We start from the raw sequence: 24,575 nt of genomic DNA, 5'->3' as shown, positions 1-24,575 counted from the left end.
TTTGCCTGCCCCGCTCCGCAGGAGTTCCGTTTCCTCCCCGGCCTGAAGGCCGCAGTATCCACGGAAGGAATCTGATGACCGACCTGCCGTCCATGCCGTTCGAGCAGAAGCATCCGCTCGAACCCGCCCCGGTGCTGCAAGCGCTGCAGGAACAGGGGCCTGTTCATCGAGTACGCACGCTGACGGGCGACGAGGCCTGGCTGGTGACCGGATACGAGCAGGTCAAGGCTCTGTACTCGGGCGACCGCCTGGCACGTGCCCACCCGCGGCCGAGCCGGGCCCCGCGCCTGACCGCCTCGGCGCTGTTCGGGGGACGGCCACGGGAGAACTACCTGTCCGAGGACGCCGACCGGGCCTGGTTCCGGGAGGTGCTGCACACGATCGTCTCCCCGGCCCGGCTGCGCGAGCTGCGCGCGTCGCTCGACGAGCTGGTGACCCGCCTGCTGGACGAGCTGGAGGCGGCGGGGCCGCCCGCCGACTTCGTCGACCTCGTGGCGGTCCCGCTGCCGACGATGGTCATCTGCCGTCTGCTCGGCGTGCCTGAGAAGGACCTCGACAAGTGCCGCAGGTTCACCGAGGCGATCGCTGACGCCCGTGACGAGCAGCGGTCCGCGGCGGGCCTGGCCGCGCTCGTGGCGTACCTGGGCAAGCTGGCGGCGCGCGGCCGGGCCGAACCCGGCGGCCTGCTCATGCGCCTGCGGGAGGCTCCGTTCGGGGTCGACGACAACGTCATCGGCCACATCGGCGCGTCGCTGATGTTCACGGGCCACCACACGACGGTCGTCGCGATCGGGTACATGGCGCTGCACCTGCTCACCAACCCCGATCAGCGGGATGCGGTCGCGGCCGACCCGGACAAGCTCACCGCCGCCGTCGAGGAGGCGCTGCGCGTGGGCAACGTCGGCGTGAACACCGGCGGCGGCAACGGCATCCCCACCTACGCCCGCTCCGAACTCGACATCGCCGGCACGCGGGTCCGCCCCGGAGAACTGGTCCTGCTCGACACCGGCGCGGCCAACCACGACCGGACGGTGTACGCCGACGCGTACCGGTTCGACATCGACCGGTCCGATGCCGCGCACCTGACCTTCGGGCACGGCCGGCACTACTGCCCCGGCGCACCGCTGGCCAGGCTGGAGATGCAGGCGCTGTTCGCCCAGCTGATCCCGCGCTTCCCGGCGATGCGCCTGGCGGCCGAGGTCGCCGAGCTGCGGTCGCACCACGACCAGATCACCGGCGGGCTCGTCGCGCTGCCGGTCACGTGGTGAGCGCCGTTCCCGAAGGGGTCGGCCGGACCGCGCTCGGCGCGGCGATGGTCCGGGCGATGGAGAGCCGCCGCCGGGACCGGCTCTTCGACGACCCTTACGCGGCCGCGTTCCTGGCCGCGGCCCGGGACGTGTTCGGCGGGGAGAGCCGGGGCGCGGCCGCGTTCGTCGGCGGCGTGTCGGGCAGGGCGGCCGGTTTCTGGAACCAGGCCGTCGTGCGGACCCGGTTCTTCGACGACTACCTGCTCGCGGCGGCCATGGCGGGAGTACGGCAGGTCGTGCTGCTCGGCGCCGGGCTGGACACGCGGGCCTACCGGCTCGGGTGGCCGCCCGGCGTGCGGGTGTTCGAGGTGGACACCGCCGACGTCCTGGACTTCAAACGCGACGTGCTGCGGCGGCGGGGTGCGGTCGCCCGGTGCGGCCACGCGGCCGTTGCGGCGGACCTGCGCGGGGATTGGGCGAGCCCGCTGCTGGCCGCGGGTATGCGACCGGCCGAGCCGACCGCCTGGCTGCTCGAAGGGCTGCTGATCTACCTGTCGGCCGCGGAGGCGGCGCACCTGCTGGCGGTGCTGCACGAGCACTCCGCACCCGGCAGCCGGGCATCGTTCGAGGCCGGGGGACAGGTGCCGCAGACGGCCGGGTTGCCCGTCATCGCGCAGTACACCGCCCTGTGGAAGGGCGGTCTGGACGACGCCCCGGGCGGGCTCGCGCGGCACGGCTGGCAGATCACCACACACGAAGCGGCGGACCTCGCGGCCGGCTACGGGCGCGGTCAAGGATCCGGCGGGTTCGTCGTGGGTACGCTCCCCGGCTGAGGTCCGGCCTCAGGCGGGATCTCCGCGCAGGATGGCGATCTGCAGCTGCCGGAGCCCGGCGCTCGGCTGCAGCCCGAGTTCGGCATCCAGCCGGCGGTGGGTGGAGGCGTAGACGCGCAGGGCCTCACCGGACCGGCCGGCCCGGTACAGCGCGAGCATCAGGTGGAAGGTGAGCTTCTGCCGGTGGGGGTAACGGGCCGCGAGGTCGGTCAGCTCGTCGACGAGCTGGCTGTCGCGGCCGAGCTCCAGCTCCGCGTCGAAGCGCTCCTCGACGGCGGCCATCCTCGCCTCGTCCAGGCCACGGCACAGCTCGTCGCGTACCTCGTGGGTGGCGGCGTCGGCCAGGGCCGGCCCGCGCCACAGCCCCAGCGCCTGACGCAGCAGACGCACCCTGTCGTGCGCGTCGTCACTGTTGCGGGCCTGGTCGAGCAGCGACCGGAACCGGTACGCGTCGATCCGCTCAGGGTCGCACTCGACCGCGTAGCCCATGCCCCGGCGGACCATCGTGACGTCGCCGCTCCCGGCGGCCAGCGCGGAGCGCAGCCGGCTGACGTGCGACTGGACGACGCGCCGGGCGGTCGTCGGCGGGCTCTCCCGCCACAGGAGATCCACCAGCCGCGCGAGCGGGACGAGCTGATTGGGTTCCAGCAGCAGGACGGCGAGGACCAGCCGCTGCTTGCGGTCGCCGAGTTCGATCCGCCGATTCCCGACCGACGCCTGCACCGGGCCCAGCACCTGAAACTCCATGACACCCGTCCCGGCTGCGGAATGTGATTGGTCCATAGCGGTGCGCGCTTTGAAATTGTGTCCTGTTTGGAGAGAGCATCGCAATGTATTCCCACAGGCAACTTTCTTTCCTGGCCTGAAAGTGTTTCGGCCTGCGGGAATGGCGGTGTAGGCCCGTTATGTCGGTGCAGCGCTCGGATTCGTTTCGCCGCTTTGCTTGTGCCGTTCTGAAGCCGGCCTAATACGGCAGCCCAAGTTCGTGATCATTGACTGATGTCGACGGTGGCTCGGCGTTTGTGGTGGTAGTGGCGTGATCGGGCTTGGTGGCGGAGTCGCCAGGCCAGGCTGCGGATCGTCGCGCTCATGCTGGCATCGGCTATGGCGAATGCGTATGGCAGCAGGCGGCGGATCTCTGCCGCCGACAGCGGTGGCAGCCGGTCCGGGTCGGGGTCGATGGTCGGAGCGGGTTGTGGCTGGCGGGCGGCCAGGACGGCGAGGAACGCGAACGCGACCAGCACGAGGGTGGTGTAGCGGTGCCAGGACGTCCAGGTGCGGACCTGGTGCTGGTCCAGGCCGGTCTGGCCTTTGGCCAACTGGAAGCAGGACTCGATCGGCCAGCGCAGCCCGGCGACCCTGGTCAGGGTGGGCAGCGCGACCGTCTCCGGGCTCCAGCACCGGTAGTAGGCGGTGTCGCCGGTGGTCGGGTTGCGGCGAAACAGCAGCCAGTGGTGCCCGCCGACGCTGCCGTCGGCCTCCGTCTCCGCGATCTTGACGCGGGTCCAGTCGTAGTACCGCGGCCCTTTGGAGCCCCAGCCGGCCAGGTAGCGCTGCCACACGTGCGCGGGCAGGTGCTCGGCCACCTTCTTGGCGGTGATCGTGTGGTTCGGGTGGTCCCAGCGGGTCAGGGCGGTGTCGCAGCGCACGGCCAGGACGTAGCCCATGCGCCGCTTGCGCAGCCGGGCACGCAGGACCGGGTCGTTGCCGTAGACCTCGTCGCCCGCGGTGAACCCGGCGGCCACGCCGGCGTCGAGGGCGTCCTCGATCATGCGTAGTGCCAGCTGGGGCTTGGTCGCGAACCCGACGTCGGCGGGCACGCCCGCGGCGGCGCAGCGTTCGGGGTCGTCGGTCCAACTGGCGGGCAGGTACAGCGCGCAGTCGATCAGCGCCCGGGCGTGGTCGGCGGTGGCGTAGGCCAGGTGCACGCTGACCTGCGCGTTGTCGACCTTGCCCAGGGTGCCGGTGTATTGCTCCTGCACTCCGCAGGTGGCTGTTCCCTTCTTCGCGTCGCCGGTCTCGTCGACGATCAGGACCCCGTCGGGGCCGAACTCGGCCAGGACGTAGTCGCGGACCTGGGCTCGTACCCACGTCTCGTCCCACACCGCCGAGGCGAGAAGCCGCTGCATACCGCCCGGGTTGGCCTCACCGGCGTACTCGGCGATCTGCCAGCACGACCGTGACTCCAGCGGCGCCAGCAGCGCCTGCACGAACCGGCGGGCCCGCCGCCGGGGCTCGACCCGCGCGAACGCCGGCGCGATCCTGGCGAAGCACACCTCGAACTCAGCCGCCCACGCGGCGGGGTCTATCCTGGCAGCCACGGCCGCCACCGAATCGTTGATCCTGTCCACAACAGACAATGATCACGTGGCGGCCGCTCCTGTCTTCGCAGCTACACGCCCTCTGAGCCGAACCGTGATCATCGACCGGCGGCTACATCACGAACTTGGGCTGCCGTACTAACCGCGTACGATCAGATGGTTGGCGTACGCCGCCACGTCGAGCACCGTCTGCTCACCGGTGCGCCGGTGCACGTCAAGGGCCGTGTCGATGAACTTGATGCCGTGCGAGTCCTGGTCGTGCAGCCCGCGGTTCATCAGGTCGGCGGCGTCGGCCGCGCCGGGACCGGGCATCGGGCGTGCCGCCGCGGGCGAGTACGCGCTGGTCACCGCCGCGGTGGCGGCCCACGCGGCCTGCATGCTCGGCTGCCACAGCGCGGCGGGCAGCACGGGCAGCACCCGGGCGACGGCGTTCGGCGCGGTGGCCGCGTGCACCAGCATCACCGGATTGCCGTGCCCGTGCGTACCGTAGCGCAGCACCGCCGCCTCGACGATCGCGTCCAGCCGGGACGGCACGCCCGCCGCTTCGTCGCCGGGGACCGCCCCGGCCGACTCCGCCCAGCCGGGCAGGTCGGCGAGCTGCGCCAGCCGGGTACGGATACCGGACCGCTGGTGCGGCACCCGCGGCACCGCGTCCAGCGCCGCCCGTAGATCGCCCGCCCGGTACGGGCCCTTGCCCGCCGGAGCCAGCGGCTGCCAGCGCGCCGCCCAGTAGCCCAGGCCCGCCGCCAGCTCGGCCACCCGCGCCGGGGAGGCCGTGCCGGTGAGTTCACTGTCGAGCAGGGCGCGCACCGCGTGCCCGACCCGGATGACGCCGTGGGTCGCCCCGGCCGCCACTCCGGGCAGCAGGCGCGGCCACCACTCGATCAGCACCTCGCGCCAGGGGCGCTCGGTCAGCTGCCGCTCGAAGAAGGTGAGCCAGTCACCGGTGCGGACCGGGTCGCCCAGCGGCTCGCGCCATTCCCCGGCCGAGATGCGCTGGATGCCGCGCGGCCGCTCGGACAGCCGGTCGGCGTATCCGTCGAGCCAGCCGTGCACCTGCGCCCCGTGGCCGTGCCGCACCAGCGCCTCGGCGGCCATCGGCGCGTGGTTGGACAGCCAGCCGTCGCGTTCCGGCCCGGTGTCGCGCAAGCGCTCGTAGACCTCGTCAAGAACCCCGTTCTCCATGCTCAGCAGCTTGCGACATCAAGCCCGCTTGAGGTCAAGCGCTGATCAGGCCTGCTGGGGGAGGGGACCGGTGGATTCTCGGACGACCAGGCGGCAGGGTTGGCGGATGACGCCGGAGCTGGGGGTGCCGTCCAACGCGGAGAACAGGTGCATGACGGCGGTCGCGCCGAGCTGCTCCAGGTTCAGGTCGACGGTGGTCAGCGGGGGGCGGCAGTCGGCGGCCATCTCCTCCCAGTTGTCGTAGCCGATCACGGCGACGTCGTCGGGGATCCGGCAGCCGTGCTCCTGCAGCGCCTGTGCGGCACCGGCCGCGATCTGGTCGTTGCCGCAGAAGATCGCGTCGATCTCGGGGTGCGCGGTGATCAGCATCCGGGCGGCGTGCCGGCCCCAGCGCTGCGACCACTCGCCGTACAGCGGCTCGCCGCCGACCAGGGACAGTCCCGCCTCGGCGAGCACGGCCTGCAGCCCGGTGACCCGGTCGCGGGCGGCGCGGTAGCTCTGCGGGCCGGTGATGTGGGCGATGTTGCGCCGTCGCAGGCCCACCAGGTGCTCCATGGCCAGGCGGGCGCCGCCCTCGTCGTCGGCGAGCACGGACAGGTCGCCGGGGTCGGTGGACTGCCCGTACACGTACACCACCGGCACCGGGATGTCCCGGCTGAGCGAGGGCCGCAGGTCGTTGCTGTCGCCGAGGATGATGAACCCGTCCACCTGGCGGGCCAGCAGGGTGCGGATGTAGTGCTGGCGGCGGATGGCGTCGCCGCGGGCGTCGCACAGCAGCACCGACATCTGCTCGTTGCCGAGAGCGTTTTCGGCGCCGAGCAGGATCGGGATGGAGAAGCGCCCGCCCAGCTCGTCGGTGAGCAGCCCGATGGTGCGGGTACGCCCGGAGATCAGCCCGCGGGCCAGCACGTTGGGCTGGAAGCTGAGCTGGTTGGCGGCCTGCAGCACGCGCAGCCTGGTGTCCGGCGCGACCTCGCCGCGCGCGTTGAGCGCCTTGGACGCGGTGGCCACGGACACGCCGGCCAGCCGGGCCACGTCGGTGAGGGTCACCGACGTCGATCGCCGCCTACCCACGGAAAGCCTTTCGCTCGAATTTCGACAACATGTCGGACTGTACGCCCCGTAGTCAACCCGGGCTAGTGGCTCTCCACGTTATCGAGATGTAATCGAGCGGCCATCTTGCCGAAAAGGTTTTCGGCGTCCACAGTGGCTCCCAACGTTGAAGTGACCGCGGTCACGAGATTTACGTTGGAGGCGGAGATGACGGTGACGGCGCGGACCGCCGACCTCACCGGAGGTCGGCCCGTGGTGCCGTCGCGAGGAGTCCTGCGACCGCTGGGCCTGAGCGAGGTCCGGATCACGGGGGGCTTCTGGGCGCAGCGGCAGATGACCAACAGTCGCGCCACACTCGACCACGGTCGGGAGTGGATGGACAAGCTCGGCTGGACCGGCAACTTCACCGCGGAAGTGGGCCGGGGCAGTGCGGAGCGGCGCGGCCGCGAGTTCTCCGACTCCGAGGTCTACAAGCTGGTCGAGGCCATGTCGTGGGAGACCGGGCGGCAGGCCGACCCGGCCCGCGAGCGCGAGATCGCCGAGCTGGTCGCGATGATCGCCGGGGCGCAGGCCGAGGACGGCTACCTGCACACCGCGTACGGGCGTCCCGGGCAGCGGCCCCGCTACGGCGACCTGGCCTGGGGGCACGAGCTCTACTGCACCGGGCACATGCTGCAGGCTGCCGTGGCGCGGGCGCGGGTCGGCGGCAGCGACGACCTGCTCGCGGTGGCCCGGCGCGCGGCCGATCACGTGTGTGAGGAGTTCGGGCCGGGCGGCCGGGACGCGGTCTGCGGGCACCCGGAGATCGAGCCGGGTCTCGTCGAGCTGTTCCGGGTGACGGGGGAGCAGCGCTACCTGGACCAGGCGGCGCTGTTCGTGGCCCGGCGCGGCCGGCGCACCCTGCCGGCGCACGAGTTCGGCTGGAGCTACTTCAGCGACGACATCCCGGTCCGCGAGGCGCAGGTGCTGCGCGGGCACGCCGTGCGCGCGCTCTACCTCGCCGCGGGCGTGGTGGACCTGGCCGTGGAGACCGGCGACGACGAGCTGCTGGAGATCGTGGCCGCCCAGTTCGACCGGACGCTGGCCCGGCGCACCTACCTGACCGGCGGCATGGGCTCGCGGCACCAGGACGAGGCGTTCAGCGACGACTTCGTGCTCCCGGCCGACCGGGCGTACTCGGAGACGTGTGCGGGCATCGCCGCCATCATGGTGGCCTGGCGGCTGATGCTGGCCACCGGCCGCGAGCGCTACGCCGACGTGATCGAGCGCATCCTGTTCAACGTGCTGGCCACGGCGATCGGCGACGACGGGCGCTCCTTCTTCTACGCGCACACGCTGCACCAGCGCTCGCTGACCGCGGTGCTGCCCGACGACGTGGAGCAGCTCGGCTTCGGCGGCGGCCCGCGCGCGCCGTGGTTCGAGGTGTCCTGCTGCCTGGCCAACACCGCCCGCACCCTGGCCAGCCTGTCCACGTACGTGGCCTCGGTCGACGCGGACGGGCTGCGGGTGCACCAGTTCGCCGACGCCGACATCGACACCACCCTGGCCGACGGCCGCAAGGTCGGGCTGCGCATGCGCACCGGCTACCCGGACGACGGCACGGTCGGCTTCGAGGTCACCGCGGCCGAGCCCGGCCCGTGGACCCTCGCGCTGCGGCTGCCCGCCTGGGCGGCGGGCGCGACCGTCACCGTCGACGGCGAGCCGCAGCCGGTCGCGGGGGAGCGCGCGGTGGTCCGCCGCGACTTCGCCGTCGGCGACCGGGTCGTGCTGACGCTGCCGATGCGGCCCCGGTTCACCCGGCCGGATCCGCGCATCGACGCGGTGCGCGGCTGCGTGGCCGTCGAGCAGGGCCCGCTGGTGCTGTGCGCGGAGTCCGAGGGCGGGGTGCTCGACCTGGACAGCCTGCGTGTGGACGCCGGCACCGATCCGGCCGCCGACGGCGGGGTGACGGTGCGCGGGCTCACCGAACAGCTGCCCGAGCAGCCCTGGCCGTACACCGACGCGGGCCCGGTGGGCCGGCGCACCCCGCTGGACGTGCCGCTGGTGCCATACCACCGCTGGGCGCGCGGCGGCCCGTCCACGATGCGGGTCTGGCTGCCCACGACCTGAAAGAACACCGACGCTCACCGTCGGCCCGACTGTAACCGCACCAATCCGCTCCACCGCTCATCCGCTTATCGATGGAAGGAGAGATTGTGAGATCTAGAGGACTTCGGGCGCTGGCCGTCTCGGCGGCGGCCCTGCTGGTGGCGGCTGTCGCCGCGTGCGGCGGTGACGAGCCGGGCGGCACGCCCGGGGCCGGCATCGCGGGCGTCGACGACGGCGCGCAGCTGACGCTGTGGACTCGCGCGGCGACCGAGTCGGTGTCGAAGGCGTACGCCGACGCGTACAACGCCACGCACAAGAACAAGGTGACCGTCACGTCCTACCCGAACGAGGAGTATCCGGCGAAGCTGGCCTCGGCGGCGGGCGCCAAGGCGCTGCCCGACCTGTTCGGCGCGGACGTGGTGTTCGCGGCGCAGTACGCCTCGCAGGGCCTGTGGACCGACCTCACCGACCGGCTGGCCGCCAGCGGCCTGAAGGACAAGGTGTCGCCCGGACACCTCAACGCCGGCACCTGGGAGGGCAAGAACTTCGCCGTCCCGCACACCGTCGACATGTCGGTGATGCTGTACAACAAGGACCTCTACGCCAAGGCGGGGCTGGACCCGGAGAAGGGCCCGACCTCGCTGAAGGAGTTCGCCGAGCACGCCCGCAAGATCGACAAGCTGGGCGGCGACGTCAACGGCACCTACTTCGGCGGCAACTGCGGCGGCTGCGTCGAGTTCACCTTCTGGCCCTCGGTCTGGGGCGCCGGCGGCGACGTGCTCGACGCCAAGGGCGAGAACGCGAAGATCGACTCGAAGGAGATGGCGGACGTCTTCGCCCTCTACCGCGCCCTGTACGACGAGGGCGTAGCCGCCCCGGCGTCCAAGGACGAGGCCGGTCCGACCTGGCTCGGCGCCCTGCAGAGTGGCAAGATCGGCATCGCCCCCGGGCCGTCGGTGTGGCTCGGCCTCATCGAGGAGAAGGGCGTGAAGATGGGCGTCGCGCCGATCAGCGGGCCCGACGGCGGCGACTCCACCTTCATCGGCGGCGACGCCATCGGCATCGGCGCCACCAGCACCAAGGCCGCCCAGGCGTGGGACTTCCTGCAGTGGACCATGTCGGAGGAAGCTCAGGTCGAGGTCGTCGCCAAGAACAAGGGCGTGCCGATCCGCACCGACCTGGCGTCGAACAAGTACTCCTCGGCCGACCCGCGCATCGTGCTCATCAACAGCCTGGTCGCCAAGGGCAGGACGCCGTACGCGAAGAACTTCAACGCGTCCTTCAACGACCCGCAGAGCCCCTGGCTGCAGACGGTCCGCGGAGCGCTGTTCGGTGACGCCGTCAAGGCCCTGTCCGACGGCAACACCGCCATCTCCAAGTCACTCCAGCAAGGCTGACCCGTCCGGCCCGGCCGCCGCACCCCCACACGGCGGCCGGGCCCTCCCACCGACCCGGAGACGAGCAGATGTCGACGCTCACCCCGCCCCGCAGCGGACCGGCCCGCCCGCTGCCCGCCCCGCAGGCCGCCGGCCCGGCGCCGCGGATCCGGCGCAGCGCCGCGCGCGGCCGGGCCCTGCTCGGCGCCCTCTACGCGACGCCCACCGCGCTGATGGTCGGCCTGTTCTTCCTGGTGCCGCTGCTGCTGGTCGGCTGGATGTCGCTGCACCGCTGGCCGCTGCTGGGCGCGCCGACCATGAACGCCCCGGACAACTACGCCCGCATCGGCGACAACGAGCTGGTCGGCTCGGCGGTCTGGTTCACGGTCAAGTACACGGTCGTGATGACGGTGCTGCTGTTCGTGGTCGCGTTCGGGCTCGCCCTGCTGGTGCAGCAGCGCCGGCGCGGCGTCGGCTTCTTCCGCACCTCGTTCCTGCTGCCCATGGCCGTCGGTTTCGCCAGCGCCTCGCTGCTGTTCCTGGGGCTGCTGTCGGATGAGATCGGCCCGGTCAGCGACCTGCTGCGCAAGCTCGGCGTGATCGACGGCTACGTCTCCTGGACCTCCGGCAGCTCCGGCTCGGCGCTGGCCTCGGCGATCGTGCTGGTGCTCTGGCGCTTCGCCGGGTTCAACATGCTGATCCTGCTCACCGGCCTGCAGGCGATCCCGCTGGAGGTGTACGAGGCGGCCCGCATCGACGGCGCGAGCCGCTGGCAGACCTTCCGCCGGGTCACCCTGCCGCTGATGCGACCGACCATCGCCCTGGTGCTCACCATGATGATCACCGGGTCGCTGCTGGCGTTCGACCAGTTCTGGATCCTCACCCGGGGCGGGCCGGACAACAGCACCACCTCGCTGGTGATGGTGATCTACCGGGAGGCGTTCATCCGCCTCGACCTCGGCTCCGCCGCCGCGATCTCCGTGGCCCTGCTCGCCGTCCTCGTCGTCTTCAACGTCATCCAGCTCGGCGTGCTGCGCCGGCGCTCCTAGGAGAAGCACCATGACCAGGTCATCCGCTGTCAACCGGTGGAGCTACTACGTGACCGGCACGGCACTGGCGATCCTGTTCCTGTCGCCACTGTTGTGGAGCGGCTGGGCGTCGCTGCGCACCGGCACCGGCTTCGGGCTGGAGAACTACGACCGGCTGTTCACCTCCGACAACGGCATCCGGCTGCACCACGTGCTGAACAGCCTCACCGTCAGCGCGCTCACCGTCGGCGGCACCCTGCTGGTGGCCACCCTCGGCGGGTACGCCTTCGGCCGGTTCCGCTTCCCCGGCCGGGACGTGCTGTTCCTGCTCACCCTGGCGATCCTGATGGTGCCGTACGCGACGATCCTGATCGCGCTGTACGTGCTGCTCGGCTGGATCGGCCTGCAGGACAGCCTGGTCGGCCTCAGCCTGGTGCTGATCATGTTCCAGCTGCCGTTCTCGATCTTCATGATGCGCAACTCGTTCGAGGCCGTGCCGCGCGAGCTGGAGGAGTCGGCGCAGGTCGACGGGTGCAACAGCGTCTCCACGCTGATCCGGATCATGCTGCCGGCGGTCAAGCCCGGCCTGATCACCGTCGGCCTGTTCGCGTTCCTGACCTCCTGGAGCGAGTTCTTCGCGCCGCTGATCCTGCTGAACTCGACCGACACCTTCACCACCACCCTGGCCGTGGTCAACATGCGCACCGCCAGCCACGGCTCCATCGACTACGCGGCACTCGAGGCGGGGGTGGTCTTCATGGCCGTGCCCTGCCTGCTGCTGTTCGCCTTCATGCAGCGCAGCTACGTACGCGGCTTCACATCCGGCGCGCTGAAGGCCTGACCGGCCACCGACTCTCTCACCGCACCCCGTCCCACGGAAAGGGCCCGACAGATGAGACTGCCCGGTCGCGCCCGCACCGCCTACCCGGCGGGCGCGGCCGGGCCCTACCGGCTCTCACCGCAGGAAATCCACAACCGTCCCCCTATGTGGAGGTGAACCCCATGCCAGTGCTCGCAAAGGCCCTGCGCTCGCGCACCAAGCGCAGAAGCCTGGCACTCGGCCTCTCCGCCGTGCTCGCCGCGGGAGTGATCGCCGTCCAGGCGCAGTCCCCGGCGTACGCGGCGCAGCCCATCGGCTTCCCCACGTTCAGCGGCCCGGCCATCCCGGCCCCGCCCGTGGGCTACACCACCGGCAACATGATGCAGGCCATCTACAACGCGGAGTCGGGCGGCACCGACTTCTGGATGGACCGGCTGCTCGCCCGCCCCGGCAACGACCCCGCCGGCACCTGGCTGATGACCCGCGGCCGGGCCCTGTACCTGAAGACGCACACCCCGGGCACGCTCGGCTTCGCCGGGCAGGCCGCGTACTGGGAGAGCATCAACAACCAGAACGCGTACACGATCGCCGTCACGCCGGGCACCTTCACCGAGCAGGTCGGCTCGCGCTGGCAGGCGCCCAGCCACTGGAAGAGCGTGCACACCTCGGGCTCGATCCGGGTGGACCAGACGAAGTTCATCACCGACAACAACGTCGCGGTGACGAACCTGTCCATCACCAACAGCGGCAGCAGCTCCACCACGCTGCAACTGCGGGCCACCTCGCCGTACGCCACCTCCGGCAGCGGCAACGAGCTCACCGGCCAGGTCAACGCGTACAACAACCTGACCACGATCTACCCGCGGCTGTCCGGTGACGGCTTCACGGTCAGCAGCGGCGGCCTCAACCGGTCGGTGACCATCGCCGCGGGCGCCACGGTGACCGCGAAGGTCGTCATGGGCTTCGTCACCAACGAGATCCCGGCCTCGCTGACGGAGTACAACGCGTACAAGGGCTACACCAACGCGACGGCGTTCTCGACCCACGTGCGGGCGTACAACCTGTGGTGGGCGCAGAACGTGCCCTACATCGACGTGCCCGACGCGGCGATCAAGAAGAACATCTACTACCGCTGGTGGCTGATGCGCTTCAACCACCTGGACGCCGACATCCCGGGGCAGACGTTCCAGTTCCCGATCTCGACCGAGGGCGTGCTGGGCTACAACAACGCCATCGTGCTCACCCAGTCGATGCACATCGACGACCTGAAGTACCTGCGCAACCCGATCTACGGCTTCGGCGACTGGGTCAGCGCGGGACAGGTCTCCAAGGGCGGCCGGTTCGTGGACAACCCCGGCGACCCCGAGAACTGGTCGAACAGCTACATCCAGTACATCGCCGAGGCGGCCTGGAAGAGCTACCAGATCCACGGCGGCCAGCCGGGCATCGCGCAGAACCTGGCCAAGTACGCCGAGGGTGACGTCAAGGGCCAGCTCGCCTACTACGACACCAACAACAACAAGATCATCGAGTACGACTGGGGCGCGCTGACGGGTAACGACGCCGATGCGGTGTCGTTCCACTACCGCTCAGGCCGGATGGACCGCACCGAGGGCGCCTACCAGTACAGCGGTGCCAAGGCCGCGGCCGCCGCGTACGCGCTGCTGGGCAACACGGCCAAGGCGAACGAGATGAACCAGCTCGCCACCGACATCGGCAACGCGCTGACCAACGTGCTGTGGAACCCGAACCGGCAGCTGTTCGAGCACCGCTACCCGGACGGCACCTTCAACCCGTGGAAGGAGATCAACAACTACTACCCGTTCGCGGTGGGCGCGATCCCCAACACCACCACGTACAAGCAGGCGCTGCGGCTGTTCGACGACGCCGCGCAGTACCCGATCTTCCCGTTCTACACCGCCAACCAGGCGGACAAGGCGGCCTCGGGCACGGGCAGCAACAACTTCTCCACCATCAACTCCACCGTGCAGTTCCGGCTGCTGTCGTCGGTGCTGCGCAACTACCCGAACCAGTGGATCACCAGCGACTGGTACAAGAAGCTGCTCTACTGGAACGTCTGGGCGCAGTACATCAACGGCAACACGCAGTACCCCGACGCCAACGAGTTCTGGGCGGACTGGAACGGCAGCTCCATCACCTACCGGTCCTGGATCCACCACAACATCCTGGGCAGCAGCAACTGGACCGTGATCGAGGACGTGGCGGGCCTGCGGCCGCGCACCGACGCCCAGGTGGAGCTCAGCCCGATCAACATCGGCTGGACCCACTTCACCGTCAACAACCTGCGCTACCGCAACAGCGACCTGACCATCGTCTGGGACGACCCGGCCGACGGCATCGTGCGCTACAGCGGCGTGCCGGAGGGCTACTCGATCTTCGTCAACGGCACGCGCCGGGCGACCATCAACCAGCTTGTGCCGATGACGTACAACCCGGCCACCGGCGCGGTCACCACCAGTGCCTCGGTGACCTACAGCAGCGCGGCGACCTCGATGCAGGCTCCGGCGCAGGTTGTGCACACCGAGGCACGCATGGTGGACATGATGGCCAAGGCCGGCGTCGACCTGACCGCCAACCTGACCAACCTGGCCGCCCTGGGCACCGCCAGCGCCTCGCACACCGGCTCCGGGTCCACCGTGGCCGGGGCGCGGGACGGCTACCCGATCAACGAGCCCTTCTGGGGCGCGGGCGGCTCGGCCAACAGCCAGGACTGGTACGAGGTCAACTTCGGCTCGCCGCAGACCTTCAACGAGGTCCGGCTGTACTTCAAGGACAGCCGCCCGGCCAGCGCCACCTACCGGGCGCCGTCGGCGTACGACGTCCAGTACCACAACGGCAGCGCCTGGGTCACCGTGCCCAGCCAGGTCAAGAGCCCGTCGGCGCCGCGCGCGAACTACAACGTGGCCACCTTCGGGGCGGTCAACGCGCAGCGGGTGCGCGTGCTGGCGACCAACGCCTCCGGGGCGAAGACCGGTCTCACCGAGATCAAGATCTTCAACCGGGGCGGGGTCCAGCCGCCGGACCCGCCGAGCAACCTCGCGCTGTCCGGCTCGCCGGTCTGCTCGTACACCTCGACCTGGGAGAGCTGCGCGGCGATCAACAACGGTGACGAGCCGACCAGCTCCAACTGGGGCGGCACCAACCAGGGCAACCGCTGGGGCACCTGGCCCGAGACGGGCACCCAGACGGCCGAGGTGCAGTGGTCCGCGGCGCAGTCGGTCAGCCGCGCCCAGGTCTACTTCTTCGACGACGAGCAGGGCATCGACATGCCGTCGGCGTGGAAGCTGCAGTACTGGAACGGCAGCGCGTACGTGGACGTGCCCGGCGCGAGCGCGTACACGCTGACCAAGAACGCGTACAACACCGTCACCTTCACCGGGGTCAGCACGACCCGGCTGAGAGTGTCGCTGACCGCCACCGGCTCGGCCTCGCTGGGCCTGCTGGAGGTCAAGGCCTTCGCCAGCTGACCTTTGGATCCAAGGCGGGCGGGTCCGTGCGGCGGACCCGCCCGCCCGGTTTCCGGGAGTTGAGACCAACCTTTGTGGACGGTCATCCGGTCGGGACGGTAGGGGGAGGGCGGCGTCTGGGGGGCCGCCCTCCCCCCGCGTGCGGAGGTGAGCGCGGTTCACGAGCCCGGAGGCAGGCTGTGCAGCGTGCTACGTTGGGACGATGCGCCGGAGTGGGTTCGTCGACGCGGTCGACGGCCTCGGCCGCCATGATCATGTTTGCTGGGTGTTCGACACGCCCGGCGAGTTCCGCGCCGCCGCCGGCCGGTTCCTCGCCGACGGCCTCGCGGCCGGGCAACAAGTGATCTACCTCGCCGAGCAGGCGCGGCAGACCGACCTCGACGACGTCGACGGCTTCACCGCCGCACGGGCCGGCGGCGCCGCGCTCGTCCAGGATCTGGCCATCTACGGTGCCGGGCTGCCGGTCGACCCGGCGGTCCAGGTTCAGGCGTACGCGCACGCCACCGAGCGGGCCATCGCGGCCGGCTACCGCGGGCTGCGGGTCGCGGCCCAGGCCACGCCCCTCGTGCGCACCCCGGAGCAGCTGGACGCGTTCACCCGCTACGAGCACCAGGTCGACCGGTACATGACCGGGCACCCGTTCGCCGCGATGTGCGGCTACCACCGCCGCGAGCTGAGCGCCGCCGCGATCGCCGAGCTGGCCAGCATGCACCCGGTGGCCAGCAGGGCCTCGGCCCCGCTGCGGCTGTTCGCCTCGGCCGAGCCGGGCGTCGGCGCGGCGCTCGCGGGCGACATCGACGTGTCCGGGCACGCGCTGCTGCGCACGGCGCTGCACCGGGCCGACCCGGCGCCGGACGGCGACGAGCTGATCTTCGACGCGCAGCAGCTGAACTTCATCGACCACCGCGGGCTGTTCCAGCTCGTCGAGCACGCCCGCGCCCGGGGTGCGCGCACGGTGCTGCACGTCGCCCGCGACAGCATGGTGCGGCTGCTGGCCGACATGCTGCGGCTGCCCGACCTCAGGCTGGTGGAGTCGTGAGGTCAGGCCCGGCCGCCGGGCACGACGGCATCTACCACGAGACCGCCTTCTTCGGCTCCGACGAGGAGTTCCTGGCGGTCGTCGTGCCTTTCCTCTGCGACGGCGTCGCGGCCGGCGAGCCGACCGTGTCGCTGTTCGGCGAGCGCCACCAGCGGCTGGTGCGCTCCGCGCTCGGGACGGGCAGCGGCGTGGTGTTCATCGACGGCGACCGGCACTACCTGCGCCCCGCCGTGGCGATCAAACGGCACCGGGAGATGCTGGGCGGCTACGTGGCCGAGGGCGCCACGCAGATCCGCATCGCCGGTGACGTGCCCCACCCCGGTGTCGGCGTGCCGTGGGAGTGGTGGGCGCGCTACGAGGCCGCCGCCAACCAGGTCTACAACGAGTTCCCGATGTACGGGCTGTGCCCCTACGACACCCGCACCGCCCCGGCCGAGGTCCTCGACCACGCGCGGCGCACCCACGCCTACGTGGTCACGCCCGACGGGCGCCGCGAGCGCAGCCCGCTCTACCAGGACCCGCACGACTTCCTCGCCAATGCGGTGACGTCGTGGGAGGACCCGCTGGAGGCCCTGCCGCCCGCCGTCGAGCTGGTCGACCCCGTGGTCCGGCATGCCCGGCAGGTGGTCGCGGGCCTGCAGGCCACCGCCGGGCTCGCCGCCGACGACCTGCACGGCCTGGTGCTGAGCACCAGCGAGGCGGTCACCAACGCGCTGCTGCACGGGCGGCCGCCGGTGCGCGTGCGGGCGTGGGCGGTGCCGGGGCGCATCGTCGTCACGGTCACCGACCGCGGGCCGGGCCCCGCCGACCCGTCGTCGGGCCTGATGCCCGGACCGGGGCCGGGCGGGCTCGGGCTGTGGCTGGCCCACCAGCTGTGCTCGTACGTCTCGCTGCGCCGCGGCCCGGACGGCTTCACCATCCGCCTCGTCGGCGGGGAATCCGCCTGAGCGCAGCTCGGGCAGGCCGCTCAGCCCGGGCGGCGTCTCCATGCCGAGATCAATCATGGCAATACGCTGAAAGGATTTGGAAGCCACGACGGGCTCGCGCTGCGCTGCAGAATCTTGGACCCCGTTGCCGGGCCGGCAGTCATAGCCGTGGCGGCCGGCGATGCCATACCTCCGCGCGGTACTCGGCGCCCAGAGCCAGCCACCTCGCTGCCTTGCCCGGGTCGAGAAGCCGCAGTTCGCCGTCGTCATGCCGCAGTTGGTCAGGCGACAGCAAGCCGATCGTGGCGTGCTGAGCGCCGTCACGGTTCCAGAGTTCGAGGATCACGTCAGTCCCGCTCATCCAGTCCATGACGGGTGTGTCCGGCCGCAGCGCGAGGGCCTCGCGCAGCTCGCGGACGGCTAGGGCGTCACGGACTTCTGCCAGGGGCGTCACGCGGTCCCGTCGCTTGCGCGCAGGAGGTGGGGGCCGGTAGCCGGAAGCGTCGAAAACGCGCACCATACAGGTGCCGGCGATGAGAGCGGCAATCTCTTGGACGAGCCCGTGCATGGCGGGCATTCTTGCCGCCGCACCTGGCTGCTGTACAGCAATGGAGTGCCCGCAACGGGACCGTCGGCAGACGGCCGTCATCGACCGCTGCTTCGCCCGATCACACCCGCTCGAGCGGCAGGTGTGGCTCGGGCGGCAGCTCCACGGTGATGACGTCGCCGGGCCGCACCGGGCCGCCCGCCAGCACGATGCTCATGATCCCCGCCCGGCGGACGAGGTCGCCGTCCTGGTCGCGGTAGACCAGCTGCTTGAGCAGGCCGTCGCTGAAACGGTCGATCTGCGGGCACGGGTTGCGCAGTCCCGTCACCTCGACCACGGCCTGCTCCCCGAAGCGCAGCACAGTGCCGCGGGGCAGCGACAGCAGGTCGATGCCGCGGGTGGTGATGTTCTCTCCCAGCTGACCGGGCGCCACTACGAAGCCCTGCTCGTGCACCTCGTCGTGCAGCTCGGCGTGGATGAGGTGGACCTGGCGCAGGTTGGGCTGGGTGGGGTCGGCGGCGATCCGCGACAGGTGCTGCACGGTCACGCCCGCGTGGGCATCCCCGGCCACCCCGATCCCCGCAAGCAGCTGGATCTCGTCGGCGTTCGGCTTGCTGAACCGGTGCTCGCTGTCCCGGCTGACGGCGACGACCCTCGCAGCAGACATGTCCGCATCCTCCCACGGCAGGCTGGCCGCCGCTGGGGGCAAGCCTCGTCCTATCCGCAGGTCCACGCATAGCGAGCGGTCCAAGTCGATCCTGCGTGCAGCTTCCGTGCAACCAGGCCGTTCTTGGGCGGATATGGAGTCGCGAGCATCCGCCCTGTCCGTCTTCCCGCATACGGTTCACCACATGTCGCGAACGCTACCGTCCCTGATCACTGAGGCGGCTGCTTTGTCCGTCGCCGGAGGCGGGCTCGTCGGCACGAGATGGGCCCGGCGCTGATCGGGGCAGGGGCGGCCGCAACCGTGGTCGTCGTCGCGCCTGGGAACAACCCGCGGGCTAGGTTCTGTCTCTCCCATCATGAATATGGCCCGTTAGACGGGTACTGCCCGTGGAGACCTGAGTAACGCCCAGTCCGCCGTGCTGGCGCTCCTGCGGTGCAGCCGCTCGTGGCTGCCATTGCATAGCCCGATTCGGCCTGTTGGCGGCGTCGTTGCGATCGGGCATCATGGTCCGATGCCTGATCGGGAGACGCCCCTCGACCCGGCGCTGTATCCCGAGATCGTATCGGCAGGTGGGCTGGTAAGCGCACTGGACGCCGAGTTCGACCGGCTGGGTGTGGTGCTGCGAGGTCAGGCGCACCCGGATCCGGACATCGCCGATCGTGTGGCCACGGTCGGGGACGACGAACGTCATACCAAGGTGACGCTAGTGTGCTGAGTCTTTGATTCGTTTGCAGTACGCGGCGAGGCTGGCGAGGATCTCGTCGGCGGTCTTGGTCCACACGTACGGGCGTGGCTGCTCGTTCCACATGTCCAGCCACGCCCGGATGTCCTTCTCCAGCGCGGTGACGCTGCGGTGGACACCGCGACGGATCAGCTTGTTGGTGATCTCGGCGAAGAACCGCTCGACGAGGTTGAGCCAGCTGGCGCCGGTCGGGGTGAAGTGCAGGTGGAACCTCCGGTTGCGCAGCAGCCATCGCTTGACCGCAGGGGTCTTGTGCGTGGCGTAGTTGTCGAGGATCAGGTGGACGTCCAGGTCCTGCGGCACGGCGGCGTCGATGCGGCGCAGGAACCGCAGGAACTCCTGCTGCCGGTGGCGGCGGTGGATCGAGCCGATCACCTTGCCGCTGGCCACGTCCAGCGCGGCGAACAGGCTCGTCACCCCTGCACGCAGGTAGTCGTGCGTGCGCCTTTCCGGCACGCCCGGCTGCATCGGCAGGACCGGCTGGGACCGGTCCAGGGCCTGGATCTGCGACTTCTCGTCCACGCACAAGACGAGTGCCCGCTCGGGCGGGTCCAGGTACAGGCCGACGACATCGCGGACCTTCTCCACGAACAGCGGATCGGTCGACAGCTTGAACGTCTCGGCCCGCCAGGGCTGCAGTCCGAACGTGCGCCAGACCCGCGAGACCGTCGACTGCGACAGCCCGGTCGCGGCGGCCATGGACCGGCTCGACCAGTGGGTCGCGTTGCGGGGCTTGGACTCCAGGGTCGCCACGACGATCCGCTCGACGTCGGCGTCGCTGACCGTGCGGGGCCGGCCGGGCCGGGGCTCGTCGAACAGCCCGTCGAGCCGGTCGGCGACGAACCGTGCCCGCCACGTCCCGACCGTCGGCAGCGATACACCCAGCAGCCGCGAGACCTCGCTGTTGGACATGCCCTCTGCACAGGTCAGCACGATCCGTGCCCGCATCGCCAACGCCTGAGCCGTGGTTCGCCTGCGAGTCAACGCTTCCAATGCCTCGCGCTCGACGTCGGTCAACTCCAGCAGCGCGAGCTTCGGCCCACGACCATCACCCATACCAGAACTAACAGCAAATTACGGACTCAGGACACTAGGGTGGCGCGAGCGAAAGATCTGGGTGAGCGTCCAGGCACGACAGCGGATGCTGGCCCAGGGGTTCGCACCGGACCTGGCGGCGGTGGCGGACACGGTGGCCAGGTGGCAGGGCGGCGCGCGTGCCACCGAGCTCGCGGCGGTCTGGCCGTATCTCGGGTCGGTCCGGCTGGCCGAGGCCCGGGAACGCGGCGACGCGGTCGAGGTCGCATGGCTGTCGCTGTACGAGAACCACACGGGCGATGCCGTGCGTGCCCGCCTGCACGCCTTCGTCGCGTTGGCGTTCTACGAGCCACGGCTGCGTCGCCTACGGCCGTTTACCAGCCATTGGATGCTGGTGTTCAGCAGGTCGCCGACGTTTCCGTGGTCGCGGGACTGCCCGTCGGTGGACCCGCTCGAACCCGGCAGGTATCGAGTACGGACCGCCGAGGGCCGTGAACTGGGTGTCGCCGACGCCGCCGGGAGCCTCGCCCTCGTTCTCGCGGCGCTGGACACAGTCGCTGCCGGACGGCTGGACGTCTAGGTTCTCGGCCGATCACGTCCGTCGGGTATGGCGCGTAGCCAGTCCAGGGCTTCGACCAGGTCGAGGGTGGCTTGGTTAGTGGCTGGCCAGTTTGTCGAATCGGGTGGCAAGTCCGCGCCAGTGTTTGCGCCTGTTGAACCCGCGTTCTACCTGGTTGCGTTTGCGGTATGCGGCACGGTCGAAGTTCGGTGGTCTGCCGCCGGCGCGACCGCGCCGCTTCCGGTTGGCGATCTGGTCGTTGGGCTCCGGGATGACCGTGGTGATGTCCCGCGAACGCAACAGCGCCCGGTTGGCCCGCGAGGAGTACGCCTTGTCGCCGGTCAACGAGTCCGGGCGCTTGCGCGGCCGACCGATGCCACCCGGACGTGGGACCGCGACCTGGTCCAGCAGCGCCGCCAGCTGGCGGGTGTCAGCGGCCTGTCTACTACGGATTCATCTCAGACGTGATGCACGCTGCGACGGCGGAGAGGTGGGTCTGCTGCACCGATAGGTGACAGGTGTAGTCACGCGGCCTGACTGGCCGACGGGGTCATGATTGTCTCGAACTCGATCGGGGTCAACTTGCCGAGTGGGCGCTGCCTCCGGCGTCGGTGGTAGGTGCGTTCGATCCAGGTGACGATCGCGGTGCGGAGTTGGTCGCGGGTGGCCCAGGTGCGGCGGTCCAGGACGTTGTTCTGCAGCAGGCCGAAGAACGACTCCATGGCCGCGTTGTCCCCGGCCGCCCCGACTCGCCCCATCGAGCCGCGCATGCGGTGCCGGTGCAGTGCGGCGACGAACTTCCGTGATCGAAATTGCGACCCGCGGTCGGTGTGCACGACGCACCCGGCCACGCCGTCGCGGCGGGCGGTGGCGTTGTGCAGCGCGGTCACGGCCAGGCGGGACTTCATGCGCGAGTCGATGGAGTAGCCGACGATCCGGTTGGACCAGGCGTCCTTGATCGCGCACAGGTAGAGCTTGCCCTCGCCGGTGCGGTGTTCGGTTATGTCGGCAAGCCACAGCCGGTTCGGGCCGGGCGCGGTGAAGTCGCGCCGGACGAGGTCGTCGTGGACCGGTGGGCCGACCTTGCGTCCCTTGCCGCGCCGTTTGCGGGCGAAGGCGCTGAACCAGCCGTGGCCGGAGCAGATCTTCCATGCGGTCCGGTCGGCCATCGGCTGCCCGGCCGCGGCGGCTTCGTCGGCCAGGAACCGGTAGCCGAACTCGGGGTCGTCGCGGTGGGCGTCGTGCAGGGCGTTGGCTCGCCACGCCTGGGTGTACTCGGCGTCGGTGACTGGTCGGGCGAGCCAGCGGTAGTAGTGCTGGCGGGTGATCTTCAGTACCCGGCACGTCACCGCGACGGGGATGCTGTCGGCGGCCAGATCTGTCACGAGCGGGTAGATCCTTTTCCCGGCAGGTGCGCCTGGGACAGGTAGGCCGCGGCCCGGCGCAGGACCTCGTTCTCCTGCTCCAGCAGCTTGATCCGCTTGCGCGCCTCCCGGAGCTCTGCGGACTCGGTGCTGCTCACACCGGGTCTGGTGCCGGCGTCGACGTCGGCGGCGCGCATCCACTTGAACAACGTCATCGGGTGCACGCCGAAGTCGTTGGCGATCTGCTCGACCGTCACGCCGGCATCGCGGGTCTGCGCGACCCGCACGACGTCGTCACGGAACTCTCGGGGGTAGGGCTTTGGCACAGCGACATCCTTCCAGCCCGCCCACAGGGCAAGCCATCTCTGATGTCACCTATCGGTGCAGCAGACCCGGTCGGCGAGCAGGAACAGCAGGAAACGCTGCCTTGGCGCGACGACCTCGCCAAGGCAGACTTCTCCATCGCCCAACGCCTTGAGTACCTCGACCGCAGCTGCCATGCCCTGGCGATCGAGTCCGGCCGCTTCGGTGATCTCCAACCTTGCCGCATAGGTCGGCGCGAGCTCGTCGGCAGGAAGGGGCTTGGTCCGCACGGCGAAGGAAGCACCGCCGGCAAGTGCCAGCCTGCATTCCCGGAATGCCTCGCCGCCGGCTGCCAACAGATTGATCAACCGATCGCGGTTCACGCTCGGACGGTACAGCAGGCAATCGGTGGACCCAGGTCCATCTCAGGCCACCGGCCGGTATACCGGCGATCTCTGCTCAACCTGTTAGGCAGAGAATCCGCCGCTCGACGCCGCCACGGTGACTCCCTGAAGTGCAGCGCCGAGCGGCACGGCGAGGCGGAATAGCACAGAGCCAGCGGGCTATCTCGGGTACGCCTCGTCCAGTTCTTCAAGCAGACGCTGCAGGCGGTCGCGGAAGCGGGGTAGTTGAGTGCGAAGCTGCTCCGTGCGTTGGTCCGGAGTGCGTCGCCGCTGGGCGGGATGACCGGGCTGGACGGTCTTCTGAACGGCTGCGCTGAACGCGTAGATCGAGCCGAGCTGCGGGGATTCGAGGATCGTCAGGGCGGTCTCGTCGGTGAAGAGTGCGTCGAAGCCATCGTGCATGGTGATGAGCGAGGCGATGGTGTCGTCCAGGGCGCCGTCGGGGTCACACCGCGTGCGTTCCAGGATGGCTCGGAACCGGGCGGCTAGCTCCTGCTCACCGGGCGGGGAGGCGTTCGGGGGCATGGGTGTCATGGTGCCATCGTGCCGTTCGCGACGCGGCCGGCCGCCGTGTCGACGGCCACGACGGCGTCGGGGGGACGGTCTGCGCCACGGTGGACACCGATCGTGGTCGGCAGTTCGGTTGGCCCCGGGGGTCCGGCGGATGACCATGCGCCTGGCCCCGTCCTCCAGTTTGCTGCCCTCCGCTAAAGGTCCGCACCGAACCCGGCGACGATGGCACGGGCCACCGGCGACGGGTCGGTGCCGTCGATGGCGAAGCCGTCCGCGACGTGCACGGCGGGCTGGGCCATCATCCGCGGGGTGGTGCCGCGATGCGGCCAGGTCGCGGTGTGCACGATGAACGGGTGGCACAGGAACACGTCCCCGGCCCGCCCGGTGGCGTGCACCACCGTGCGGCACAGCAGCGACGGGCGCACGTGCCTGACCGGCTCGTCGCCGCTCATCCCGGCCTCGCCCGCCGGGCGCAGGATGCGGGGGATCGCCAGGTGCGATCCGACCACCAGCCGGGTCGGCGCGTCATCCTCGCCCACGTCCGAGAACAGGAACAGCGCGAGCAGCCCACGCGCTCGTGAGTACACGTTGGCCCAGTACTCGCCGTCGACCTCGTAGCTGCCCTCGATGTGCCAGCCCACGTCGCCGGGATACGCCTCGGACGGGAAGCGCACCGGCACCGAACCGCCGACCCCGGCCCGGGGTGTCCACCGGCCGGGCCCGATCAGCGCGTCGTATGCCGCATGCAGCGCGGGTGCTGTCCCGGCGGCCTCGAACGGCCCGCCCTCGGGGCAGGCGACCCGGACCACGGGCCGGGTCCACGTCACCCGGTCCCGCGTGACGCCCTGCTCGGCGAGCGCCGCCCAGATCGCGTCCCGGCAGGCGGCGGCGACGTCCGCAGCCATGGCGCCGCGCATCGCGACATACCCGTCGCGCTCGAACCGCTCGATGTCACGGCTGTCCATGCCACCAGTCTGCCCGAACCCGCCACATCGGACATCCCGGTTTACGGCGGGCCGCGACGGTGGGAGGGCACC

Annotated in this window: 22 protein-coding genes and 1 pseudogene; 11 read left to right on the top strand and 12 right to left on the bottom strand. The window is 70.6% G+C overall.

The window, feature by feature from the left end; translation table 11 throughout:
* Nucleotides 1-74 precede the first annotated feature (74 nt).
* Entirely contained in the window at nt 75-1,268 is a 1,194-nt protein-coding gene (locus CS0771_RS27610; RefSeq protein ID WP_212843717.1) for a cytochrome P450, read from the top strand.
* The gene (locus tag CS0771_RS27605) at nt 1,265-2,080 is read left to right on the top strand and encodes an SAM-dependent methyltransferase (protein WP_212843716.1); all 816 of its coding nucleotides are present in this window, start codon (nt 1,265-1,267) and stop codon (nt 2,078-2,080) included. The genes CS0771_RS27610 and CS0771_RS27605 overlap by 4 nt, the downstream gene beginning before the upstream one ends.
* A gap of 9 nt (nt 2,081-2,089) precedes the next feature.
* Here CS0771_RS27605 and CS0771_RS27600 read toward each other — a convergent pair whose 3' ends face one another.
* The 4 genes from CS0771_RS27600 to CS0771_RS27585 all read right to left on the bottom strand — a co-directional run bounded on the left by CS0771_RS27600 (nt 2,090) and on the right by CS0771_RS27585 (nt 6,660).
* Nucleotides 2,090-2,827, bottom strand: a complete 738-nt coding sequence (locus CS0771_RS27600) for an AfsR/SARP family transcriptional regulator (RefSeq protein ID WP_212843715.1) — start codon at nt 2,825-2,827, stop codon at nt 2,090-2,092.
* 242 nt (nt 2,828-3,069) lie between these two features.
* Nucleotides 3,070-4,401: an IS701 family transposase gene (locus tag CS0771_RS27595; RefSeq protein ID WP_371821439.1), complete on the bottom strand. Its 1,332-nt coding sequence runs from the start codon at nt 4,399-4,401 to the stop codon at nt 3,070-3,072.
* A 138-nt stretch (nt 4,402-4,539) separates the two neighbouring features.
* A complete protein-coding gene (locus tag CS0771_RS27590; RefSeq protein ID WP_212843714.1) occupies nt 4,540-5,586 on the bottom strand; it encodes a questin oxidase family protein in 1,047 nt (348 codons plus the stop codon).
* 45 nt (nt 5,587-5,631) lie between these two features.
* Complete coding sequence (locus CS0771_RS27585; protein ID WP_212843713.1) at nt 5,632-6,660, bottom strand: LacI family DNA-binding transcriptional regulator; 1,029 nt, start codon at nt 6,658-6,660, stop codon at nt 5,632-5,634.
* Between the two features lie 186 nt (nt 6,661-6,846).
* Here CS0771_RS27585 and CS0771_RS27580 point away from each other — a divergent pair, with 186 nt between their 5' ends.
* From CS0771_RS27580 to CS0771_RS27550, 7 genes are all read left to right on the top strand, one after another.
* Nucleotides 6,847-8,748: a glycoside hydrolase family 127 protein gene (locus CS0771_RS27580; RefSeq protein ID WP_212843712.1), complete on the top strand. Its 1,902-nt coding sequence runs from the start codon at nt 6,847-6,849 to the stop codon at nt 8,746-8,748.
* An 86-nt stretch (nt 8,749-8,834) separates the two neighbouring features.
* Nucleotides 8,835-10,124, top strand: coding sequence for a sugar ABC transporter substrate-binding protein (locus CS0771_RS27575; RefSeq protein WP_244871070.1), 1,290 nt, complete (start codon nt 8,835-8,837; stop codon nt 10,122-10,124).
* Nucleotides 10,125-10,192: 68 nt separating this feature from the next.
* The gene (locus tag CS0771_RS27570) at nt 10,193-11,152 is read left to right on the top strand and encodes a carbohydrate ABC transporter permease (protein ID WP_212843710.1); all 960 of its coding nucleotides are present in this window, start codon (nt 10,193-10,195) and stop codon (nt 11,150-11,152) included.
* A gap of 10 nt (nt 11,153-11,162) precedes the next feature.
* Nucleotides 11,163-11,972: a carbohydrate ABC transporter permease gene (locus CS0771_RS27565; RefSeq protein WP_212843709.1), complete on the top strand. Its 810-nt coding sequence runs from the start codon at nt 11,163-11,165 to the stop codon at nt 11,970-11,972.
* 161 nt (nt 11,973-12,133) lie between these two features.
* Nucleotides 12,134-15,439, top strand: coding sequence for a discoidin domain-containing protein (locus tag CS0771_RS27560; RefSeq protein ID WP_244871069.1), 3,306 nt, complete (start codon nt 12,134-12,136; stop codon nt 15,437-15,439).
* Between the two features lie 202 nt (nt 15,440-15,641).
* A complete protein-coding gene (locus tag CS0771_RS27555; RefSeq protein WP_212843708.1) occupies nt 15,642-16,478 on the top strand; it encodes an MEDS domain-containing protein in 837 nt (278 codons plus the stop codon).
* A complete protein-coding gene (locus CS0771_RS27550; RefSeq protein WP_212843707.1) occupies nt 16,475-17,425 on the top strand; it encodes a sensor histidine kinase in 951 nt (316 codons plus the stop codon). The genes CS0771_RS27555 and CS0771_RS27550 overlap by 4 nt, the downstream gene beginning before the upstream one ends.
* A 139-nt stretch (nt 17,426-17,564) precedes the next feature.
* Here CS0771_RS27550 and CS0771_RS27545 read toward each other — a convergent pair whose 3' ends face one another.
* Together CS0771_RS27545 and CS0771_RS27540 are read right to left on the bottom strand one after the other, a co-directional pair.
* Complete coding sequence (locus CS0771_RS27545; RefSeq protein WP_212843706.1) at nt 17,565-17,972, bottom strand: hypothetical protein; 408 nt, start codon at nt 17,970-17,972, stop codon at nt 17,565-17,567.
* A gap of 100 nt (nt 17,973-18,072) precedes the next feature.
* Nucleotides 18,073-18,618 carry an MOSC domain-containing protein gene (locus CS0771_RS27540; protein ID WP_212843705.1) on the bottom strand — a complete coding sequence of 182 codons (546 nt, stop codon included), beginning with the start codon at nt 18,616-18,618 and terminating at the stop codon, nt 18,073-18,075.
* 511 nt (nt 18,619-19,129) lie between these two features.
* Here CS0771_RS27540 and CS0771_RS27535 point away from each other — a divergent pair.
* Nucleotides 19,130-19,333 carry a hypothetical protein gene (locus tag CS0771_RS27535; protein WP_212843704.1) on the top strand — a complete coding sequence of 68 codons (204 nt, stop codon included), beginning with the start codon at nt 19,130-19,132 and terminating at the stop codon, nt 19,331-19,333.
* Here CS0771_RS27535 and CS0771_RS27530 read toward each other — a convergent pair.
* Nucleotides 19,322-20,416, bottom strand: a complete 1,095-nt coding sequence (locus CS0771_RS27530; RefSeq protein ID WP_212843703.1) for an IS630 family transposase — start codon at nt 20,414-20,416, stop codon at nt 19,322-19,324. The two genes, CS0771_RS27535 and CS0771_RS27530, sit on opposite strands and share 12 nt — an antisense overlap.
* Nucleotides 20,417-20,477: 61 nt before the next feature.
* Between CS0771_RS27530 and CS0771_RS27525 the strand changes: the two genes are divergently transcribed.
* Nucleotides 20,478-20,975, top strand: coding sequence for a DUF6193 family natural product biosynthesis protein (locus tag CS0771_RS27525; RefSeq protein WP_212843702.1), 498 nt, complete (start codon nt 20,478-20,480; stop codon nt 20,973-20,975).
* Between the two features lie 75 nt (nt 20,976-21,050).
* On the opposite strand, the pseudogene CS0771_RS27520 reads toward CS0771_RS27525, so the two are convergent.
* The 5 genes and pseudogenes from CS0771_RS27520 to CS0771_RS27500 all read right to left on the bottom strand — a co-directional run.
* Nucleotides 21,051-21,395, bottom strand: a pseudogene (locus CS0771_RS27520) (transposase); the annotation flags it as partial.
* Nucleotides 21,396-21,478: 83 nt separating this feature from the next.
* Nucleotides 21,479-22,644, bottom strand: a protein-coding gene (locus tag CS0771_RS27515; protein WP_212842432.1) for an IS3 family transposase whose coding sequence is annotated in 2 segments (ribosomal slippage) — nt 21,479-22,357 and nt 22,360-22,644 — 1,164 coding nt in all. Because the reading frame shifts where the segments join, the coding sequence is not laid out codon by codon here.
* A gap of 45 nt (nt 22,645-22,689) precedes the next feature.
* On the bottom strand, nt 22,690-23,004 hold the full coding sequence (locus CS0771_RS27510) for a hypothetical protein (protein WP_212843701.1): 315 nt from the start codon (nt 23,002-23,004) through the stop codon (nt 22,690-22,692).
* Nucleotides 23,005-23,184: 180 nt separating this feature from the next.
* On the bottom strand, nt 23,185-23,559 hold the full coding sequence (locus tag CS0771_RS27505; protein ID WP_212843700.1) for a hypothetical protein: 375 nt from the start codon (nt 23,557-23,559) through the stop codon (nt 23,185-23,187).
* 173 nt (nt 23,560-23,732) lie between these two features.
* Entirely contained in the window at nt 23,733-24,503 is a 771-nt protein-coding gene (locus CS0771_RS27500) for a phytanoyl-CoA dioxygenase family protein (protein ID WP_212843699.1), read from the bottom strand.
* Between the last annotated feature and the right edge of the window lie 72 nt (nt 24,504-24,575).

This window comes from Catellatospora sp. IY07-71 (assembly GCF_018326265.1).
Lineage (GTDB): Bacteria > Actinomycetota > Actinomycetes > Mycobacteriales > Micromonosporaceae > Catellatospora.
The sequence above is the reverse complement of the archived record's forward strand: the minus strand, read 5'-3'. Positions and strand labels throughout refer to the sequence as shown.

Bases quoted from the DNA above. Each gene is read 5' to 3' on its own strand.
- CS0771_RS27610 (WP_212843717.1), top strand. From the start codon at position 75: ATGACCGACCTGCCGTCCATGCCGTTCGAGCAGAAGCATCCGCTCGAA.
- CS0771_RS27600 (WP_212843715.1), bottom strand. From the start codon at position 2,827: ATGGAGTTTCAGGTGCTGGGCCCGGTGCAGGCGTCGGTCGGGAATCGG.
- CS0771_RS27590 (WP_212843714.1), bottom strand. From the start codon at position 5,586: ATGGAGAACGGGGTTCTTGACGAGGTCTACGAGCGCTTGCGCGACACC.
- CS0771_RS27580 (WP_212843712.1), top strand. From the start codon at position 6,847: ATGACGGTGACGGCGCGGACCGCCGACCTCACCGGAGGTCGGCCCGTG.
- CS0771_RS27570 (WP_212843710.1), top strand. From the start codon at position 10,193: ATGTCGACGCTCACCCCGCCCCGCAGCGGACCGGCCCGCCCGCTGCCC.
- CS0771_RS27565 (WP_212843709.1), top strand. From the start codon at position 11,163: ATGACCAGGTCATCCGCTGTCAACCGGTGGAGCTACTACGTGACCGGC.
- CS0771_RS27560 (WP_244871069.1), top strand. From the start codon at position 12,134: ATGCCAGTGCTCGCAAAGGCCCTGCGCTCGCGCACCAAGCGCAGAAGC.
- CS0771_RS27555 (WP_212843708.1), top strand. From the start codon at position 15,642: ATGCGCCGGAGTGGGTTCGTCGACGCGGTCGACGGCCTCGGCCGCCAT.
- CS0771_RS27545 (WP_212843706.1), bottom strand. From the start codon at position 17,972: ATGCACGGGCTCGTCCAAGAGATTGCCGCTCTCATCGCCGGCACCTGT.
- CS0771_RS27540 (WP_212843705.1), bottom strand. From the start codon at position 18,618: ATGTCTGCTGCGAGGGTCGTCGCCGTCAGCCGGGACAGCGAGCACCGG.
- CS0771_RS27535 (WP_212843704.1), top strand. From the start codon at position 19,130: ATGCCTGATCGGGAGACGCCCCTCGACCCGGCGCTGTATCCCGAGATC.
- CS0771_RS27530 (WP_212843703.1), bottom strand. From the start codon at position 20,416: ATGGGTGATGGTCGTGGGCCGAAGCTCGCGCTGCTGGAGTTGACCGAC.
- CS0771_RS27505 (WP_212843700.1), bottom strand. From the start codon at position 23,559: ATGACACCCATGCCCCCGAACGCCTCCCCGCCCGGTGAGCAGGAGCTA.
- CS0771_RS27500 (WP_212843699.1), bottom strand. From the start codon at position 24,503: ATGGACAGCCGTGACATCGAGCGGTTCGAGCGCGACGGGTATGTCGCG.